18 protein-coding genes are annotated in these 16,867 nt (G+C 69.5%); 4 read left to right on the top strand and 14 right to left on the bottom strand.

Features of this window, described 5'->3' with window-relative positions; translation table 11 throughout:
- Nucleotides 1-22 precede the first annotated feature (22 nt).
- Both H4W30_RS00750 and H4W30_RS00755 read right to left on the bottom strand, forming a co-directional pair.
- Entirely contained in the window at nt 23-937 is a 915-nt protein-coding gene (locus H4W30_RS00750) for a 2-hydroxyacid dehydrogenase (protein ID WP_192741018.1), read from the bottom strand.
- Nucleotides 938-965: 28 nt separating this feature from the next.
- Complete coding sequence (locus H4W30_RS00755; RefSeq protein WP_192741019.1) at nt 966-1,322, bottom strand: VOC family protein; 357 nt, start codon at nt 1,320-1,322, stop codon at nt 966-968.
- Between the two features lie 126 nt (nt 1,323-1,448).
- Here H4W30_RS00755 and H4W30_RS00760 point away from each other — a divergent pair, with 126 nt between their 5' ends.
- Both H4W30_RS00760 and H4W30_RS00765 read left to right on the top strand, forming a co-directional pair.
- On the top strand, nt 1,449-3,197 hold the full coding sequence (locus H4W30_RS00760) for a proline--tRNA ligase (RefSeq protein WP_192741020.1): 1,749 nt from the start codon (nt 1,449-1,451) through the stop codon (nt 3,195-3,197).
- Entirely contained in the window at nt 3,197-4,126 is a 930-nt protein-coding gene (locus H4W30_RS00765; RefSeq protein WP_192741021.1) for a hypothetical protein, read from the top strand. The genes H4W30_RS00760 and H4W30_RS00765 overlap by 1 nt, the downstream gene beginning before the upstream one ends.
- 148 nt (nt 4,127-4,274) lie before the next feature.
- Here H4W30_RS00765 and H4W30_RS00770 read toward each other — a convergent pair whose 3' ends face one another.
- The 4 genes from H4W30_RS00770 to H4W30_RS00785 form a co-directional block, all read right to left on the bottom strand.
- Nucleotides 4,275-6,443, bottom strand: a complete 2,169-nt coding sequence (locus H4W30_RS00770) for a bifunctional lysylphosphatidylglycerol flippase/synthetase MprF (protein ID WP_192741022.1) — start codon at nt 6,441-6,443, stop codon at nt 4,275-4,277.
- Between the two features lie 71 nt (nt 6,444-6,514).
- Complete coding sequence (locus H4W30_RS00775) at nt 6,515-7,366, bottom strand: hypothetical protein (RefSeq protein WP_192741023.1); 852 nt, start codon at nt 7,364-7,366, stop codon at nt 6,515-6,517.
- Nucleotides 7,363-8,262, bottom strand: a complete 900-nt coding sequence (locus H4W30_RS00780) for a hypothetical protein (RefSeq protein WP_192741024.1) — start codon at nt 8,260-8,262, stop codon at nt 7,363-7,365. The genes H4W30_RS00775 and H4W30_RS00780 overlap by 4 nt, the downstream gene beginning before the upstream one ends.
- Before the next feature lie 9 nt (nt 8,263-8,271).
- On the bottom strand, nt 8,272-8,958 hold the full coding sequence (locus tag H4W30_RS00785; RefSeq protein WP_192742366.1) for an HAD hydrolase-like protein: 687 nt from the start codon (nt 8,956-8,958) through the stop codon (nt 8,272-8,274).
- A gap of 127 nt (nt 8,959-9,085) precedes the next feature.
- Here H4W30_RS00785 and H4W30_RS00790 point away from each other — a divergent pair, with 127 nt between their 5' ends.
- Nucleotides 9,086-10,084 carry a YhgE/Pip domain-containing protein gene (locus H4W30_RS00790; protein ID WP_192741025.1) on the top strand — a complete coding sequence of 333 codons (999 nt, stop codon included), beginning with the start codon at nt 9,086-9,088 and terminating at the stop codon, nt 10,082-10,084.
- On the opposite strand, the gene H4W30_RS00795 is transcribed toward H4W30_RS00790, so the two are convergent.
- The 3 genes from H4W30_RS00795 to H4W30_RS00805 are packed head-to-tail and all read right to left on the bottom strand — an operon-like array spanning nt 10,022 to nt 11,821.
- A complete protein-coding gene (locus H4W30_RS00795) occupies nt 10,022-10,432 on the bottom strand; it encodes a secondary thiamine-phosphate synthase enzyme YjbQ (protein WP_126736027.1) in 411 nt (136 codons plus the stop codon). The two genes, H4W30_RS00790 and H4W30_RS00795, sit on opposite strands and share 63 nt — an antisense overlap.
- A 5-nt stretch (nt 10,433-10,437) precedes the next feature.
- Nucleotides 10,438-11,247 (bottom strand): DUF3626 domain-containing protein, encoded by an 810-nt coding sequence (locus H4W30_RS00800; protein ID WP_225948711.1) that lies wholly within the window; start codon nt 11,245-11,247, stop codon nt 10,438-10,440.
- A 10-nt stretch (nt 11,248-11,257) separates the two neighbouring features.
- Nucleotides 11,258-11,821, bottom strand: a complete 564-nt coding sequence (locus H4W30_RS00805; protein ID WP_192741026.1) for a helix-turn-helix domain-containing protein — start codon at nt 11,819-11,821, stop codon at nt 11,258-11,260.
- Nucleotides 11,822-11,852: 31 nt separating this feature from the next.
- On the opposite strand from H4W30_RS00805, the gene H4W30_RS00810 reads away from it, so the two are divergent.
- The gene (locus H4W30_RS00810) at nt 11,853-12,383 is read left to right on the top strand and encodes a GNAT family N-acetyltransferase (protein WP_192741027.1); all 531 of its coding nucleotides are present in this window, start codon (nt 11,853-11,855) and stop codon (nt 12,381-12,383) included.
- Here H4W30_RS00810 and H4W30_RS00815 read toward each other — a convergent pair.
- The 5 genes from H4W30_RS00815 to H4W30_RS00835 form a co-directional block, all read right to left on the bottom strand.
- Nucleotides 12,380-13,024: a response regulator transcription factor gene (locus tag H4W30_RS00815; RefSeq protein ID WP_125673115.1), complete on the bottom strand. Its 645-nt coding sequence runs from the start codon at nt 13,022-13,024 to the stop codon at nt 12,380-12,382. The two genes, H4W30_RS00810 and H4W30_RS00815, sit on opposite strands and share 4 nt — an antisense overlap.
- A gap of 8 nt (nt 13,025-13,032) precedes the next feature.
- The gene (locus H4W30_RS00820) at nt 13,033-14,295 is read right to left on the bottom strand and encodes a sensor histidine kinase (RefSeq protein WP_192741028.1); all 1,263 of its coding nucleotides are present in this window, start codon (nt 14,293-14,295) and stop codon (nt 13,033-13,035) included.
- 70 nt (nt 14,296-14,365) lie between these two features.
- Nucleotides 14,366-14,566, bottom strand: a complete 201-nt coding sequence (locus tag H4W30_RS00825; RefSeq protein ID WP_126736024.1) for a hypothetical protein — start codon at nt 14,564-14,566, stop codon at nt 14,366-14,368.
- Between the two features lie 10 nt (nt 14,567-14,576).
- The gene (locus tag H4W30_RS00830) at nt 14,577-15,692 is read right to left on the bottom strand and encodes a fatty acid desaturase family protein (protein ID WP_034311090.1); all 1,116 of its coding nucleotides are present in this window, start codon (nt 15,690-15,692) and stop codon (nt 14,577-14,579) included.
- 13 nt (nt 15,693-15,705) lie between these two features.
- Nucleotides 15,706-16,797 carry a ferredoxin reductase gene (locus H4W30_RS00835; protein ID WP_192741029.1) on the bottom strand — a complete coding sequence of 364 codons (1,092 nt, stop codon included), beginning with the start codon at nt 16,795-16,797 and terminating at the stop codon, nt 15,706-15,708.
- Nucleotides 16,798-16,867 lie beyond the last annotated feature (70 nt).

Genomic DNA, 16,867 nt, shown 5'->3' on the forward strand with positions numbered 1-16,867 from the left:
GTCGTGAGTGGCCAGGCCGGTTCTAACCGTCCATACCGCTCACGAGGTTCAGCGGCTCCTCGCCGGCGGCGTACCGGCGCAACTGCTCGGCGACCAGCCGCTTCGCGCGTGGGTAGAACGACGCCGAACCACCCGCGATATGCGGCGTGACGATTACGCCCGGCGTGGTCCACAGTGGATGCCCGGCGGGCAGCGGTTCCGGGTCGACGACGTCCAGCGCGGCGCGCAGCCGCCCGGAGCCGGTCTCGGCCGTGAGCGCCGCGGTGTCGATCGCCGAGCCTCGCCCGACGTTCACCACCAGGGCGCCGTCCGGCAGCGCGGCGAGTTCCGCGGCGCCGAACAGGCCCATCGTCGCGGGCGTTTCGGGCAGGATCAGGACCACGATGTCGGCGGACGGCAGCAGTTCGGCCAGCTCACCCACGCCGTGCACGCGCTCCGCGGGCCGGGCCGTGCTCGCCACCCTGGTCACGACCGCCTCGGCCGCGACCAGTTGCCGCTCGATGGCCTGGCCGATCGAACCGTGACCGACCAGCAGCACCCGGCTGTCGGCCAGCGAACGCGTGTGCTCGCGTTCCCACGACGCCGTCGCCTGCTGCGCGAACCAGCGCGGCAGATCCCGCTGTGAGGCGTGGATCAGTGCCAGGGCGTGTTCGGCCACGCTGAGGTCATGCAGGCCGCGGCCGTTGGCCAGCTTCACCCCCGCCGGCACCAGCGGGATCAGCTTCTCCACCCCGGCCGACAACGATTGCACGAGCTTCAGCGACGGAAGCCGCGAGAGCAGCTTCATCGGCTCGGCACCGGTGTCGTACGGCAGCACGTAGACCTCAACCTCATCGAGGCCCTCGTCCGGCAGCGGACCCAGACCGTCGTAGAGCCGCACGCTCAGGCCCTCGGGCAGCTCGATGTCGGACCAAGGCAGGATGGCTCGCTCCGTCATGCCGCCATTCTGGCCGCCGCGACCGGCGTCACCCTCCGTGGGCCGCGACGCAGAACTCGTTGCCGACGGGATCGGCCAGCACCGTCCAGGCGAAGCCCGGCATCTCGTGCCTGTCCAGCTTCTTCGCGCCCAATCCGACCAGACGCTCCACCTCCTTCTCCATGTCGTCGGTACCGAAGTCCATGTGGACCCGGTTCTTGCCCGCCCGCTCCTCCGGTACACGCTGGAAGGCGAACACCGGCCCGTTCTCCTTCTTGGCACGCAGGATCAGGAACTCGCCGCCGTGGTCCTGATCCACCTCGACCCCGAGCGCCTTCGTCCAGAACGCCGCGAGCCCGCGCGGATCCGCGCAGTCGATCGTGATCATGCCCAGTTCGATACCCATGGCGGCACGCTAGCCGCACCCACCGACAAAACCGGGCGCCCGCGATAACCGGTTGAACCCGCCCGGGGCGGGGTGACTACGCTGCGCAGAACGTCTAAGCACGTAATTCCAGCGAGGAGCCCAGAAGTGATCACCAGGATGTCGTCGTTGTTCCTTCGCACCCTGCGTGAGGATCCGGCGGACGCCGAGGTACCGAGCCACCGGCTCCTGGTACGCGCCGGCTACGTCCGCCGGGTCGCCCCGGGCGGCTACTCCTGGCTGCCGCTGGGCCTGCGGGTGCTGCGCCGTATCGAGAACGTCGTCCGCGAAGAGATGAACGCCATCGGCGCGCAGGAGATCCAGTTCCCCGCGCTGCTGCCGAAGGAGCCCTACGAGGCCACCGGCCGGTGGACCGAGTACGGCGACGCGTTGTTCCGCCTCAAGGACCGCAAGGGCGCCGACTACCTCCTCGGCCCGACGCACGAAGAGCTCTTCGCGCTCACCGTGAAGGGTGAATACAGCTCGTACAAGGACTACCCGGTCGTCCTGTACCAGATCCAGACGAAGTACCGCGACGAAGCGCGCCCCCGGGCAGGCATCCTCCGCGGCCGCGAGTTCGTCATGAAGGACTCCTACTCCTTCGACCTCGACGACGAGGGCCTGACCAAGTCGTACGAGCTGCACCGCCAGGCGTACACGAAGCTGTTCGACCGCCTCGGCATCGAGTACGTCGTCGTGAAGGCGACCTCCGGCGCGATGGGCGGCTCGGCCTCCGAAGAGTTCCTCGCCGTCGCCGAGACGGGTGAGGACACCTACGTCCGCAGCACCGAATCGGGGTACGCGGCCAACGTCGAAGCGGTCACCACGCCCGCTCCCGAGGCGAAGCCGATCGAAGGCCTGCCCGAGGCGAAGGTCCACCACACGCCGGACACCCCGACCATCGAGTCCCTGGTCGCGTTCCTCAACAACGCCGATCTCGGCCGCACCTTCACCGCCGCGGACACGCTCAAGAACGTACTGGTGAAGACCCGCCAGCCGGGAGCGAAGGAGTGGGAGCTGCTGGCCATCGGCCTCCCCGGCGACCGCGAGGTCGACACGAAGCGCCTCGAAGCGTCGCTCGAGCCCGCCGAATTCGAGCTGCTCGAAGAGGCCGATTTCGCCAAGAACCCCTTCCTCGTCAAGGGCTACATCGGCCCGAAGGCGCTGAAGGACAACGGCGTCCGCTACCTGCTCGACCCGCGCGTCGTCGACGGCACCGCCTGGGTCACCGGCGCCGACGAGCGCGACCACCACGTGGTCGACCTGGTCGCGGGCCGCGACTTCACCGGCGACGGCACGATCGAGGCCGCCGAGGTCCGCGAGGGCGACGCGTCGCCCGACGGCAAGGGCACCCTGGTCGCCGCCCGCGGGATCGAGATCGGGCACATCTTCCAGCTGGGCCGCAAGTACGCGGACGCGTTCGAGCTCGACGCGCTGGGCCCGGACTCCAAGCCCATCCGCATCACCATGGGTTCGTACGGCGTCGGAGTCTCGCGGCTGGTCGGCGTGCTCGCCGAGCAGAACCACGACGACCTCGGCATCGTCTGGCCGCGCGAGGTCTCGCCCTTCGACGTGCACGTCGTCATCGCGGGCAAGGACGAGACGGTCGCCGCGGGCGCGGAGAAGCTCGCCGCCGAACTGGACGCCGCCGGTATCGAGGTCGTCCTCGACGACCGCAAGGCCACCCCCGGCGTGAAGTTCGCCGACGCCGAACTCGTCGGTGTTCCGACGATCCTCGTCGTCGGGCGCGGCCTGGCGAACGGGGTCGTCGAGGTCAAGGACCGCCGCACCGGCGAGCGCGAGGAGATCGCCGTCGACGCGGTCGTGGAGCACCTGGTCAAACTCGTCCGCTCGTAATGTTCGGCAAGAAGCGCAGGGATTCCCCGGGCTACGAGGACAACGCGGCGCTGGACGGGTTCGGGGGCTATCAGCCCTCGGACTCGTCCGGCTACACGCCCGCTCCCGAGACCCCGGCTCCTGAACCCGAGCCGGAGCCGGAGAAGCCCGCGAAGCAGCCGATGTCGCGGAGCGGGCGAAGGGCCATGTACGGCTTCTTCGCGACGATCGGCGTCATCACGGTCGCCGCGCTTGCGAACAACAGCGACAGGTCGGACAGCAGCGGGCCGACCACCCGGGCCCCGGTCGTCTACACGCCTTCGCCCCGGGTCGTCGCGCCGCCGGTGACCGAAGGCTGGCAGTCGGTGGCCGGCAAGGACGGCGTCTACGCCTACGACGTCCCGCCGAACTGGATACCGAAACCCGGCACGATCCACGGCTGGGAAAAGGGCACCCAGGTCCCGGGCATCACCATGGTCGCCAGCGCCTTCGTCGGCGAGGGTTACTGCCCGCAGGAGAAGGGAAGCAGGGTCGGCGGCGCCGGCGTGGCCAACATCAAGGTCTCCGATCCCGCCGCCGCCGCGAAGAAGGCGGTCGACGATCTCGCCGTCAGCGCCTACAACCCGGAGAACGGCCCGCTGACCGCCAAGATCACCCCGGAACCACCCCAGCCGGCCGAATTCACCCTCGGTACCGGCAAGAAGGTCCCCGCCAGCATCGTTTTCGCGGAGGTCGTCACCCCGCCGGGGCCCTGTGGTGTCCAGCGAGCCCTGGTCGGTGTGCTCGCACCGGAACTGGGCGACGCCTCGGCGGCCCTGGCCGTCTATTCGGGCCAGGGCGCTCCGGGCGGCGCGGACCGCGAGCTGATCCTGAAGATCCTCAAGACCTACCGGGGTGTCCCGGAGGCCGACCGCAAGACCATCACGCCGCCGCCTTCGACGTTGCGCTGAGGCTCCCGGCGGAGCCGGACTGCGGGACGACTCCAGGCGGTGAAATGTCTGGTTTGTATTGAGCCGAAAGTCAAACGTGGCAGGTCGCGAAAGCCACTTTCGCGACGCCTGATGTCCCGAAAGTGGCTTTCGCGGGGCATGGCCTCTTCTACCGTGAAGCCAGCGAAGAAGTACTTCGCGGCTGCGGGTTCACGAGCGTGCGCTGAGGCTTCTTGCCCGACCGCGCGAGCTTCGCCAGCCGCAGCAGCCCGGTGTTCGGCAGGTAGGCCCGGCCGAGCGCGATCCCGATGCGCGGCAGGTCCGCCTCGTCGCGGAACGCGAGGTACAGCGGCACGTGGCGCGGCTGGAACTTCGCCTTGAACGCGTGCAGTGAACGGAACCCGTAGAACGGCTCCATCATCGTGCCGAGCGCGTCGAGCACCCGCTCGACGGCGTGCGCGGGTTCGCCGGAGCTCGCCAGTGGGGCGCCGGACAGCGAGACGAACTTCGCGCCTTCCTCGCGGAACGCCAGGCACGACGACGCGATCAGGAACTCCATCGACGGGCGGAACCCGTCGGCGCGTTTGCGCATGACGTCGAGGGTCCAGCCGCCGATCGCACCCGCTCCGGTGTACACCGGCAGCCACGACGTCACGCCGTGGACCACACCGTCGGCGTCCACCGCGAGACCCACCCGGGTCTCGGGGTCCATCGCCTCGTCGACGCCGCCGAGGGTGAAGCCCATTTCCGGCATGCCCTTGTCGCTGATCCACTCCTCGGAGATCGCGCGGACCTGCGAGATCACCGCGCGTGGCTGGTCGGCGAGCCGGACGAGCCGGAACTCGATGCCGTCCTTCTTGGCCCGGTTGAGCGCGGTCCGCACGTCCTGCCAGCGCTTGCCGCGGAACTCCAGCGTTTCCAGTTCGATCAGGGTGTCCTCGGCGACCTGGACCTGCTTCCAGCCGAGCTCTTCGGTTTTGGCGGTGGTGTCACCGGTGGCGGAGAACAGGCACGGCACGAGACCGGTGTTCTCGCACATCGTGATGAACTCGGCGATCGTCCGGTCGGCGGCGCCGTCCGGGGCGATCGGGTCGCCGAGGGCGATGGCGACCCCCGCGTGCCGCCGGTAGGCGAGGTAGGACTTGCCGTCCGCGGCCACGAAGTACGAGTTCTGCGGCCAGGTCGTCATCCACGAAAGCGTGCTCCCGCCGTGGCGGCTGAGCAGCGTGCGGGCCAGCGCGGGGTTGCCCATCCGGCCGAGGCGGCGGCACTTCCGCCGCGACGGCACGCGGAAGGCGCCGCGGGAGGAGACCAGCAGGGCGAATTCGACCGTCCAGAGCAGGTTGTCCACGAAGAACAGCGGCGGATCCACCACGCCGGCGTCCTCGCCGAAGATCTCCGCCAGCGTGAGCACCCCGCCGTAGACCATCACCTGCAGGATGACGAACGACGTCAGGATCATCGCGCACCACCAGGCGACCTGGCTGCCCTTGCGCAGGCCGTTCATGATCGGCACCACGATCAGGCACAGCACGACGACTTCCCAGGTGGACAGCGAAAGCTCTTCGGACGAACCGAAGGGACCGTTGCCCGGCACGAAGGACATCACCAGTTCGGCGACCGTCAGTACCAGCAGGCCCGCCATGACGTAGAACCGCCACTCACGCAGGCTGGGCCGCCGTTCGCGCGAGGAATCCTTGGCACCGAGGAACTTCCGGCCGAACGGCAAGGCGAGGACGAGGGCGAAGAAGTGCACGAGGTCGGCGAGCGTGCCGACGAAGATGATCGCGACCCCGGCGTAGACGCACAGCCCGGCGCGCAACCGCAGGCGCCACGGCGGGCGCAGGGTGGCGCTGGCGACCGCGACCGCGGCGAGCGCGCCGCCGGAGAACCCGACGTCGAGGCTGGCCGCGACCCGTTCCGCCCATTCCCAGCCGGAGTTGCGGCTCAGCGCCAGGAACTGGACCGCCACCAGGACACTGACGAACTGGCCGCCGATGGCGACGGCCATCGCCCGCCGGGTGCCGAGCCGCCATTCCGCGAACCCGGCGAACAACGCGAAGCTGAGCACCATCGGCAGGTAGTACAGCGGGACGACCGCGAACAGCGGTCCGGTGAACAAGGTCCACCACCGGCCTGATTCGAGCGACGGCAGCCCATACGCGATATACGGGTACACCGCGCGGTCCTCGGCGGCCGACCAGAGCGCGCCCGTGGCCAAGGCGAGCGCGAGCATGGTGAGCGTGACGAGGCTGGTGAACGGCAGCCGGTGCCTCAGCACCGTGATGATCTTGCGTGTCCGGCCCGGCGCGGCCGTCCCGCTTCCCCCTTTTGGCATGGAACTCAAATTAGGTCCGGGAGGTGCTCCGACACATCCGGCACGGGACCCATTTATCCCTTAGGGGAGTGCTACTCGCGACGGATGCTCTCACCCATCTTGAGGACGACACCGCCGGCTATCGCACCGGGGATCTCCTGGTCCGCCAGTACGAGGAGGACGTGGTAGCGGCCGGATCCGGGCAGTGCGCGCAACGGGAGAGCGATCGCGGTGATCGCGACCGACGGGGCGGGGCACGGCCCGTCCGGGGCGGGGACGACGGAGGTGGTCACGGCGGTGGCGGTCGTCCCGCCGTCCAGGACGGGCACCGGGCCGGGGTCGCCGATCTCCGCCGTCGCGGAGCGACCGTACGCCGCTTCGGCCCAGCGCAGCGTCGTTTCCTCGGCGGCCTGGGCGAGGCCGCCGACTTCGCCTTCGTCGATCGTCGTGAATCCCGCCGTCGCGCGTGCCGAGAGATCGGTGCTGGGGCAGAACGCCCGGCGGAACCGCGCGACCCCCTGCAGGGTGACGAGGTCCCCGGCCGGGGTCTCGTAGCCGATGGCGACGTCGGGCTCTTCGAGCGTCCAATCGGGCGGGACGTCGTAGACGAACGGATGATCGCCGGACACCACCGGTTGCCAGCCCGCGATCACCGGCTGGACCCGTGTGGCGGGCACCGGGTCGGGCAGGACGAGGTCGTGGGCGGACGGCGGTGGAGGCGCGGTCTTCGCCTGGTAGGTGGCCGTCGCGCCGACGGCGAGGACGACGGCCAGCCCGAGGACGCCGAGCGTCGGCCGCAGGCGCAGGCGACGGCGCGGCGGGACGGCGTCCCGGACGATCGGAAGCGGTCTCGTCTGTTCGGCCTCGGTTTCGAGCGGCTGCCCGGTGAGGGGATCGACGAACCACTGCCGAGGTTCGTCGTTCCGCCCACCGGGGCCGGTCATTGCTGCGGCCTCAAACTCGCGAGGATCATTTGCGCGTCCGCTTCGGGCAGGGCGTCCGGGGTGCCCTGGTCGAGGACCATCACGAAGCAGATGGTCTGCTCACCGTTCTTGAAGGCCGCCGAAGTGACCTTCACGCTCGGAGCCCGGCAGCCTTCGCCTTCGCTCGGGGTGAACGAGGCGGTGGAACTGAGCGCCTGGATCGTGCCGCCGGCGATGGTGATCTGCTTGAGCTCGGGCAGCGGCACGTCGGCCTTGCCGGTGGCGGACTGGATCCACAGCCGGACAGCGCCTCGGGCGGCGTTCTCGACGGGGATCTGGTCCGCGGTGGCGAAGCCGACCAGTCCCCGGTGCGAACCGCTGACGTCGGGGCAGGCGCCGAGCTTGTACCTCATCGCTTCGTGGATCACCATCTTCATGTCCCGCTCGGTGTTCCCGGTGACATAGCCCGGCTTGGTCTCCCAGCCCGACGGGGGCAGGTCGTAGGCGGTTTTGTCCTTCACCGACAGGATCCCCTGCCAGCCGGGCGTCGTCGAGGGGACTTTGTTGTCCTTCGGGGCATCACTGCTCGAGGACGACGGCTTCGACGCCGACGACGAGGGCGGCACCGGCGCGGAGGAAGGCGGCGGACCTGCCTGGGGCTGCGGCTCTTCGCCGTCACGCAGGACGAAGAACAGCGTGGCGCCGACGGCGATCACCAGGAGGAGCGCGCCGAGGCCGATCCACAGCCCTTTGTTGCCCTTCTTCGGCGGCTCCGGCGCGAAACCCTGGTACGTCTGCTGCGGGAACTGCTGGTAACCCTGGTACTGCTGCTGGGGGTACTGGAGTGGGTAGCCCTGCTGCTGATAGGGCTGCTGCGGTTGCTGCTCCGGCCAGCCGTTGCCGCCTGGGTATGCCATGAAGCGAGCTTAGTTAACGTTCCCGAGCACGGCCGCACGCACCGCTGCCAGGTCGGACAGGTCCGCGAGCACGGTGTGCGCGCCCGCGTCGGCCAGTTCCTCCGCGCTGAACTGCCCGGTCGCCACGGCCACCGCGACGGCGCCGTTGTCGAGCGCGGCCCGTACGTCGTCCGGGGTGTCGCCGATGACGACGACCGACGCCGGCGCGAACTCGGTGCCGTGTTTCGCCGAAGCGTGGCCCACGGCGGCGGGCACCAGATCGGGGCGGTGCGCCGAGAGCGAGCCGTAGCCGCCGATCTCGAAGTCCACGTGTTCGTGCAGGTCGAACGCGGTCAGCTTGTGCACGGAGATCTCCGGCAGATTCCCGGTGACCAGGGTCTGGACGATGCCGCCCTGCGTCGCGAAGGCGTTCAGCGCGTCCTTCGCGCCAGGGAGCGCCCGGCCGCTCGAAGCCAGCGTGGGTGCGTGGCTTTCGGAGACCGCGATCAGTGCGAGCCAGAGCTTGCGCACGTTCTCCTCGGTGGGCTCGACGCCGTGCGAGATCAGGATGTCGGCGCTGATGGCGCGTTCGGTGCGGCCGCCGAAATTCGGCAACGTCCGCAACTCGACGCCGGCGACCTCGGCGAGCGCGGTCGTGTACCAGGCGGCGCCGACGCCGCGCAGGTCCACGAGGGTCTGGTCGATGTCCCAAAGCACGAGCCGATGCGGAGTAGTCACGCGGCCGACGGTACCGGTGAGCTAATTCAACGTCTGTTGACTTCCGCGGCCGGGAGGCTTACCTTGGCAGCTAATTCAACAGATGACGAATAAATGGAGGACGGTCATGTCGAACCGTCGCCCCGCCGGGGCCTTCGCCTTACTCGCCGCGGTGGCCGGTGCGCTGGTCGCCGTCGTGCTCGGCTTTCTCACCTTCGGCGCGCAGGCCACCGTCGCGCCCGACGGGCTGCCCGTCGCGGTGGCCGCGCCTCCGGGACCGCTCCAGGCGGCCGCGAACGGGATCGCGTCCCATGGCGGAGGCCAGGTCTCGTGGCGCGTGACCTCGCCGGCGGAAGGCCGGAAACTGCTGGAGGACAAGGAGGTCTACGGCGTCCTCGAACTGCCGTCGACGGTCGTGGTCTCCGGGGCGGTGAACCCGTCCGGAACGCAGATCGCGCAACAGGTCCTGACCGGCGCCGCGCAAGCCGTCGGCGGCACGCCGAAGGTCGAGACGCTGCACCCCGCGAGCGCGGCGGGCCGGGTCGCGCCGCTCGCGCTGAGCGCGCTGGCATGGGTCGGCTGCCTGGCCGCGGGCGCCGTGCTGATCCTGGCCGGACGCCGGATCGGCCGGGACGCGGGAGCCGCGGCGCGCTTCACGCAGATCGTCTCGGCGGGTGTGCTGGTCACCGGTGCGCTGGCCGGATTCCTGAAGCTGTGGGACTCGTCGCTCCCGCTCGGCTGGGACGTCCTCGGCTTCCTTTTCCTGACCTCGACCGGGTTCGCCGCCCTGCAGACCGGGTTGCTGCGGCTGCTCGGCGTACGGGCGATGGCGATCCTCGGCCCGCTGTACCTGGTCGCGCCCGCCGTCGCGGGTCAGGTGCCGGAGCTGCTGAACCCCGCGTACCGCGCGGTGCTGTGGTCCTGGACGCCGTTCCGGTTCTCGGCGGAAGGGCTCCGGAGCCTGCTGCAGGGTGTGTCCGGCGCGCCGGACGTCACGACCGGGGTGTGGGTGCTCGCCGGACTGCTCGCGGCGGGGCTGGTCCTCGCGCTGTGGCCGGGCCGGTCAGCCCTCCAGAAGGCTGAAGCGGACGCGCCGGACCGGGTTGTCCAGGTTGGTGTCCACTAGGCAGACCGACTGCCAGGTGCCCAGCGTCATCACCCCGCCGAGCACCGGGATCGTCGCGAACGGCGGCAGCAGCGCGGGCAGGACGTGGTCACGGCCGTGACCGGGACTGCCGTGCTGGTGCCGCCAGCGGCCGTCGCGGGGGAGCAGTTCGTCGAGCGCCGTGAGCAGGTCTTCGTCGCTGCCGGCGCCGGTTTCGAGGATCGCCAGCCCGGAGGTCGCGTGCGGGACGAAGACGTGCAGGATCCCGTCTTCGGCGTCCGCGTCGCGCAAAAAGGCCTCGGCGTCCTTGGTCAGGTCGTGCACCACGGCCACGCTGCCGGTGCGCACCTCGATCTCCGTGGAGTACATGCTCTTCACGGTAGTGCCCCGAAGCGGGCGACGTAGTGCCAGACGCGTTTGAGGGCTTGCTGGTCGACGTCGCGGGCTTCGCCGAGGACGCGCGGATCGAGATAGCCGTCTTCGGCCAGCGCCAGGCCGAGTTCGACGAACTCGGGGCCGCGGTACGCCGGATGGCGGGTTAATTCGTCGGTGGACAGACGGAAACCGGGATGCCATTCGACCGAGCAGCCGAGTCTCGACGCGGCCTCCTCGACGTCGGTGCCGCGGTGGCTCGGGTCGAGAACGAGGGCTTCGACGTCCTTCGTGAGATCGATCGGCCCGTGGACGTGCGCCTCGATGTAGTCGTCGAGAAGGTCGGTGTCGTCCTGTTCCGCCAGCGCGATCAGCGCGGAAACCCTGGTGCCGCACCCGAAATCCGCCGGGCTCAGCACGCTGTCCGGATAGCAGAACGTCGTCCTGCCGAGGGTGTGCGCGGCCATCCGGAAATGGGCGGAGCCGAATCTCGGCGCGCCGCCGACCGCGCGGCGGCGGAAGTTCAAGGCGCCGTACTTGGGCCGTTCTGCGGCGGGCGCGTCGTCGTAGGCGCCGCCGAACATCCGGCTCTCCCAGTGCCAGCGGTCTCCGCCGGGACGCGCGGTGAGCCCTCCGTTGCTCGTCCCGGTTTCGAACTGGTTGCGGTAGAACCCGTCCTCGGCCATCGCCGCCAGCACCGGGCGGCCGTCCACTGTGGACCTGTCCGGATGGAAGTGCAGCGTCACCGGCAGTCCGGCCTCGTGCCCGCCGCGTGCCTTCGCCGCGACGCAGGCGAGGGCGCGGTGGTTCATCAGCCGAGTATCAGGCGTGCCGCCGGGCGAGCGCGACCAGATATCGGACCGGTTCGCCGGTCGGATTGACGTAGGCGCACGGCTTGGGGGTGCCGAGCTGGAGGCAGTCACCGGCGTCGAGTTCGTGCTCGACGTCGCCCTCGCGGAAGCGCAGGTGCCCGTCGAGCACCCAGATCTGGTGATGGGTCAGCGCGTAGGTGTGCGCGGGGAAGGCGACCTCGGCGCCCGCGGGCAGCACGACCTCGACCAGTTCCAGCGGGCCGCCGAGCGAAGGTGAGACCGCGCGGCGCACGTACCCGGTGTCGGGGTCGGTCCAGGTCGGCTGATCGGCGGCGCGCACGAGGCGCCGGTCGCCGTGTTCGGCGCGGGCGATCAGCTCGGACAGCGTCATCCCGAGCGCGGCGGAAAGCCTGCCGAGCAGGACCGCCGTCGGCTGTGCCTCGCCGCGTTCGATCTTGCCGATCATCGCCCTGGACACGCCCGAGGACTCGGCGAGGGCGTTGGCCGAAAGGTTCTGGTCGAGTCTCGTGGACTGGAGCGTCGCGGCGAGCGACGCGGACAGGGGATCGGACATGCTGCTCACTATAGTGGCAGCCTCGGTTACTATGGTCGCCATGGTGATCAGGGAAGCGACGGAAGCCGACGCGACGGCGTGCGCGGAGATCTACGCGCCGTATGTCACCGACACGGTGATCTCGTTCGAAACCGAGCCGCCCAAACCGGACGAGATGGCCGAGCGCATCGCCAAGGCGCAGCGATCACACGCGTGGCTCGTGCTCGAAGACGACGAAGGCCGCGTCGCCGGATACGCCTACGGAGGCCCCTTCAGCGGCCGGCCGTCTTATCGGTGGTCCTGCGAGGTCAGTATCTATCTGGAACTCGGCCGACGGAGGACCGGCGGCGGGCGCGCGCTCTATCAGGCGCTGTTGGACAAGCTGGCGTCGCGCGGCTTCCGGAACTTCTGCGCCGGAATGGTGCTGCCGAACGACGCGAGCGCCGGGCTGCACCGCGCGCTGGGATTCGAGCCGGTGGGGACGTACCGGCGCATCGGCTACAAGCACGGAGCCTGGCGGGATGTCGCGTGGGTGCAGCTGTGCCTGCCGGAGCCGGACGGAGTGCCGGTCGAGCCGTCCTAGGACTCCAGGTACCGCAGCACGGCGAGAACCCGCCGGTTGTCCCCTTCGGACTGCGGCAGCGCCAGCTTCCCGAAGATGCTCGACACGTACTTCTCCACCGAGCCCGCCGAAAGGAACAGCGCCGCCGCGATGGCCGAGTTCGACCGCCCTTCGGCCATCAAACCCAGCACTTCACGCTCCCGCGGCGTCAGCCCGGCGAGCGCGTCCGTCTTCCGGGTGGCGGTGAACAGCTGGCTGACCACTTCCGGGTCGAGCACGGTCTCGCCGTCGGCCACCCGCCGGAGCGCGTCGAGGAAATCCGAAACCTCCGCGACGCGGTCCTTCAGCAGATAGCCGACACCGCCCGCGCGGTCGGCGAGGAGTTCCGTCGCGTACTGAGTCTCGACGTATTGAGAGAACAGCAGGATCGCGCACCCCGGCAGCTCCGCGCGCAGCGCGATGGACGCGCGCAGCCCCTCGTCGGTGTGCGTCGGCGGCATCCGGATATCCACAATGGACACATCGGGGCGGTGTTCGCGCACCGCCGCGCAGAGGCTGTCCCCGTCGGCGACGGCCGCGACGACCTCGTGCCCCCGAAGGTTCAGCAGTTCGACGAGCCCCGCCCGGAGGATTGCCGAATCCTCCGCGATCACGACGCGCACGCCGCCCCCTATTTCCGTATCGGTATTCCCGCGCTGATCACCGTAGGCCCACCCGGTGGGCTGTCGATTTCGAGCCCGCCGTCCACCGTCGCGAGCCGCTCGGCGATCCCGGCCAACCCGCCGCCGCGTACCGGCCGGGCCCCGCCTTCGCCGCCGTCGCGCACGACGAGCCGCAGGTCTTCGCCGACGATACCCACGTCGACCTCGATCGCGGCGGAAGTGTGCTTGGCGGCATTCGTCAGCAGCTCGGCGACGGTGAAGTAGGCGATGGTCTCGATCGACGGCGACGGCCGCTCCGGCAGGTCCACGGTGATCCGCGCGTCGATACCCGAGCCCGCGGCCAAAGTGGACAGTGCGACGTCGAGGCCCGCGTCGAGCGCGGCGGGATGGATGCCGCGGGCGAGGTCGCGCAGCTCGACCAGCGCCTGTTTCGCGTTGGCGTGTGCGGCGGTCACCAGGGCGGTGACCTGCTCGATGTCGCCGCCGGCGGCTAGCTCGTCCTTCGCGATGCCGAGCTTCATCGCCAGCGCGACCAGCTGGGCCTGCGCGCCGTCGTGCAGGTCGCGTTCGATCCGGCGCAGCCGCCGCGTCGCGTCGTCGACCGCGGTCGCGCGGCTGCGTTCGAGCTCGCGCACGCGTTGGGAGAGGTCCTCGGCGCCGAGGACGCCGCGCACCAGCAGGCGGTCGAATTCGGTGAGCCCGTGTACCACCCACGGCATCGCCAGCAGGACGGCCAGCCCGGTGGCGGCGAGCGGCAGGGTGAGGGGCCAGGTATCGACGCGGAGGTCGAACGTCGGCATGGCTTCGCCGTTCAGGGTGAACCAGAACAGCGGATAGCTCAGCGTGCTCCCTGCGTACACGAACATGCTCGCGACCAGGAAGAACCCGATCAACGACAGCGGCAGCCGGATCAGCAGATAGGCGATCGACCGCCAGCCGAGCGGATCCCCGAGCCGCCCTTTGACGCCGTTCCAGAGCCCCGGCCGCAGCTCGGGCCGGGTGGGCGGGGTGACCGTCGTCCCGAGCAGGGCACGCGCCAGGCCGATGTGGGCGATGCCGATCAGCCGCGCGCCCGCCAGGACGCCGATGAGCACGGGCAGGCCGATGGTGAGCAGGCTCAGGCCGGCGCCGAGGAACAACCCGACGACGACGAGCACCACGAAAATCAGCGTCAGCGGCGCGCCGGCGATCACCCACGCCAGCTCGGCCCAGTACGCGCGGCTCAGCTGGGCGCTGAGGACGCGTCGGGGAAGAGCGAGGCGGGTGGTCACGGCTTCAGCCTGCCGTGATCACCCGCCCCGTGCCCATCCGGTTTTCCGTAATCTTCGGCGACCTGTGCCGCTAGTCCTCGCGGTTCTCGTCCGCCTGCGCCCGCTGGGACGCCTCGCGCATCTCGATGACGTCCGTCAGCCAGTCACCGGTCTCGCGGGCGATGTCCCGGATCGCGCCGGTGATGATCGTCGCGATGTTGCCGATATGGGTGGCCGCGGACTCGGTGACCTCTTGGACCACGTCCTTGGTGCTCTCGAACTGACCGACCATGTCAGACACCTTAAGCCGCTCGGAGGGTCTTGTCGCTCTCCACGGTAGCCGGTGTGCGGGGTTCGCCGTTCCACGGAAGGGCCAGTTTCACGATCTTCTTGGCCACCGAGAACAGCTGCTTGTGCAGCGGGCCGGTGTTGTACGGCAGGCCGTACTTCTCGCAGATCGCCCGCACCTCGCCCGCGATCTCCGGGTAGCGGCGCGCCGGGATGTCCGGGAACAGGTGGTGCTCGATCTGGTGCGAGAGGTTCCCGGTCATGATGTGGAAGAGCTTGCCGCCGGTGATGTTCGCCGACCCGAGGATCTGCCGCAGGTACCACTGGCCCCGCGACTCGTTCTCGGTCTCCTCCTCGGTGAAGCTCTCGACGTCGGCGGGGAAGTGCCCGCAGAAGATGATCGAGAACGCCCACAGGTTGCGGGTCAGGTTCGCGGTGGCGTTGCCGAGGAAGGTCAGCGGCGCGAGCGGACCGGTCAGCAGCGGGAACAGCACGTAGTCCTTGCCGACCTGGCGGCCCGCCTTCTTGAGCATCTTCAGGCCGACCTCCTTGTTGTCCGACCACTTGCGCTCGCCCTTGACGACGCGGTCGAACTCGAGGTCGTGCAGCATGACGCCCCACTGGAAGAACAGCGCGAGCAGCGTCGCGTACACCGGGTTGCCCAGGTAGTACGGGTGCCATTTCTGCGCGGTGTCCATCCGCAGGACGCCGTAACCGATGTCGCGGTCCTTGTCGAGGATGTTCGTGTACGTGTGGTGGATGTAGTTGTGGGAGTGACGCCAGTTCTCCGACGGCGCGACGGTGTCCCATTCGAACTTCTGCGAGCTCAGCGCCGGGTCGCGCGTCCAGTCGTACTGGCCGTGCATGACGTTGTGGCCGATCTCCATGTTGTCGAGGATCTTCGCCACCGAGAGCGCGGTCACCCCGGCGACCCACGCTGGCGGGAAGAACCCGGCGAACAGCAGCCCGCGGCCGGCGACCTCGAGCGCGCGCTGGGTCTTGATGACGTTGTGGATGTAGTCGACGTCGGCCTGGCCGAGATCGGCGACGATCCGCTGCCGGATCTCGTCCAGTTCGCGGCCGAACTCCTCGACCTGGGCGGGGGTGAGCTTGTCCTGCAAGCCGGTCATCCCGGGCTCCTTTCTAAGCGTTGATCTCGACGTCCCCGACCGGGACGGAGATGCAGAGCTGGATCTCTTCGTTCTCTTCGCTGGAGGTTTCGCCGGTCTTGGCGTTGCGCACACAGCCGGAGGTCTTGATCTGCGTGCAGGAGAAGCAGATGCCCATCCGGCAGCCGTGTTCCGGGCTGAGGCCGGCCTCTTCGGCCTGCTCCAGCAACGGTTTCCCGGAGTTGGCGAACTCGCGGCCGCTGCGCGCGAACCGCACCTGCCCTTCGGCGTTCTCGGTGTCGAAGGTGAGCGCCGGCGGGGTGAACTCCTCGGTGTGCAGATGTGCGCCCAGGCCGTCGGCCTCGAAGACTTCGCGGACCGAATCCATCAGCGGCTTCGGACCGCAGAGGAAGGTTTCGGCGTCGGGGTACCAGGGCGCGGCCTCGGCGAGGTGTTCCTTCGAGAAGAACCCGTGCAGGTCGCCGCCGGTCTTGGCGTGAGTGAACGCGTGTATCACCCGCAGGCCGGGCAGGCGGCGCGCCAGGTCGGCGAGCTCGGCGCGGTAGAGCGCGTCCTCGGCGCCGTTGGTGTAGTGCAGGAAGGCGAGATCGCCCTCGTACTTCTCGTCCGCCAGCGTGCGCAGCATCGACAGGACGGGCGTGATCCCGCTCCCGCCGCTCAGCAGCAGGATCCGCCGGGGCCGCGGCGATGGCAGGGTGAACTCACCGTCCGGAGTGGACAGTCCGAGTACCGAACCGACGGTGACCGTGCGGTTCAGGTGCCGCGAGACGAGCCCCTGCGGGTCGGCCTTGATGGTCAGTTCCAGTGATCCGTCGTGCTCCGAACCGGCTGGCGAGTAGCAGCGGGTCCGGCGGACGCCGTCGATCTCGACGGTCACCCGCACGTACTGGCCCGCGACGTGTCCCCGCCAGGCGCGGCTCGGCCGGATGGTCAGCGTGACCGTGTCGGATGTCTGCCGCCGGACGTCGGTGACCAGGCCGCGGATCTCGTGGCGGACCAGCATCGGATCGACGAGTTCGAGGTAGCGGTCCATGCCATGGGGCGTGAGCAGGGCCTCGGCCAGCGAGGCCAGCCGCCTGGCCCTGCGCGGTACCAGTGCCGTCATCACTTCTCCCAAATTCAGTGAACGCTTGTACACTCAATAGTGAAGTGGCGACCGTCGCGCTTGTCAACGC

Source organism: Amycolatopsis roodepoortensis, assembly GCF_014873915.1.
GTDB classification, from domain to species: Bacteria; Actinomycetota; Actinomycetes; order Mycobacteriales; family Pseudonocardiaceae; genus Amycolatopsis; species Amycolatopsis roodepoortensis.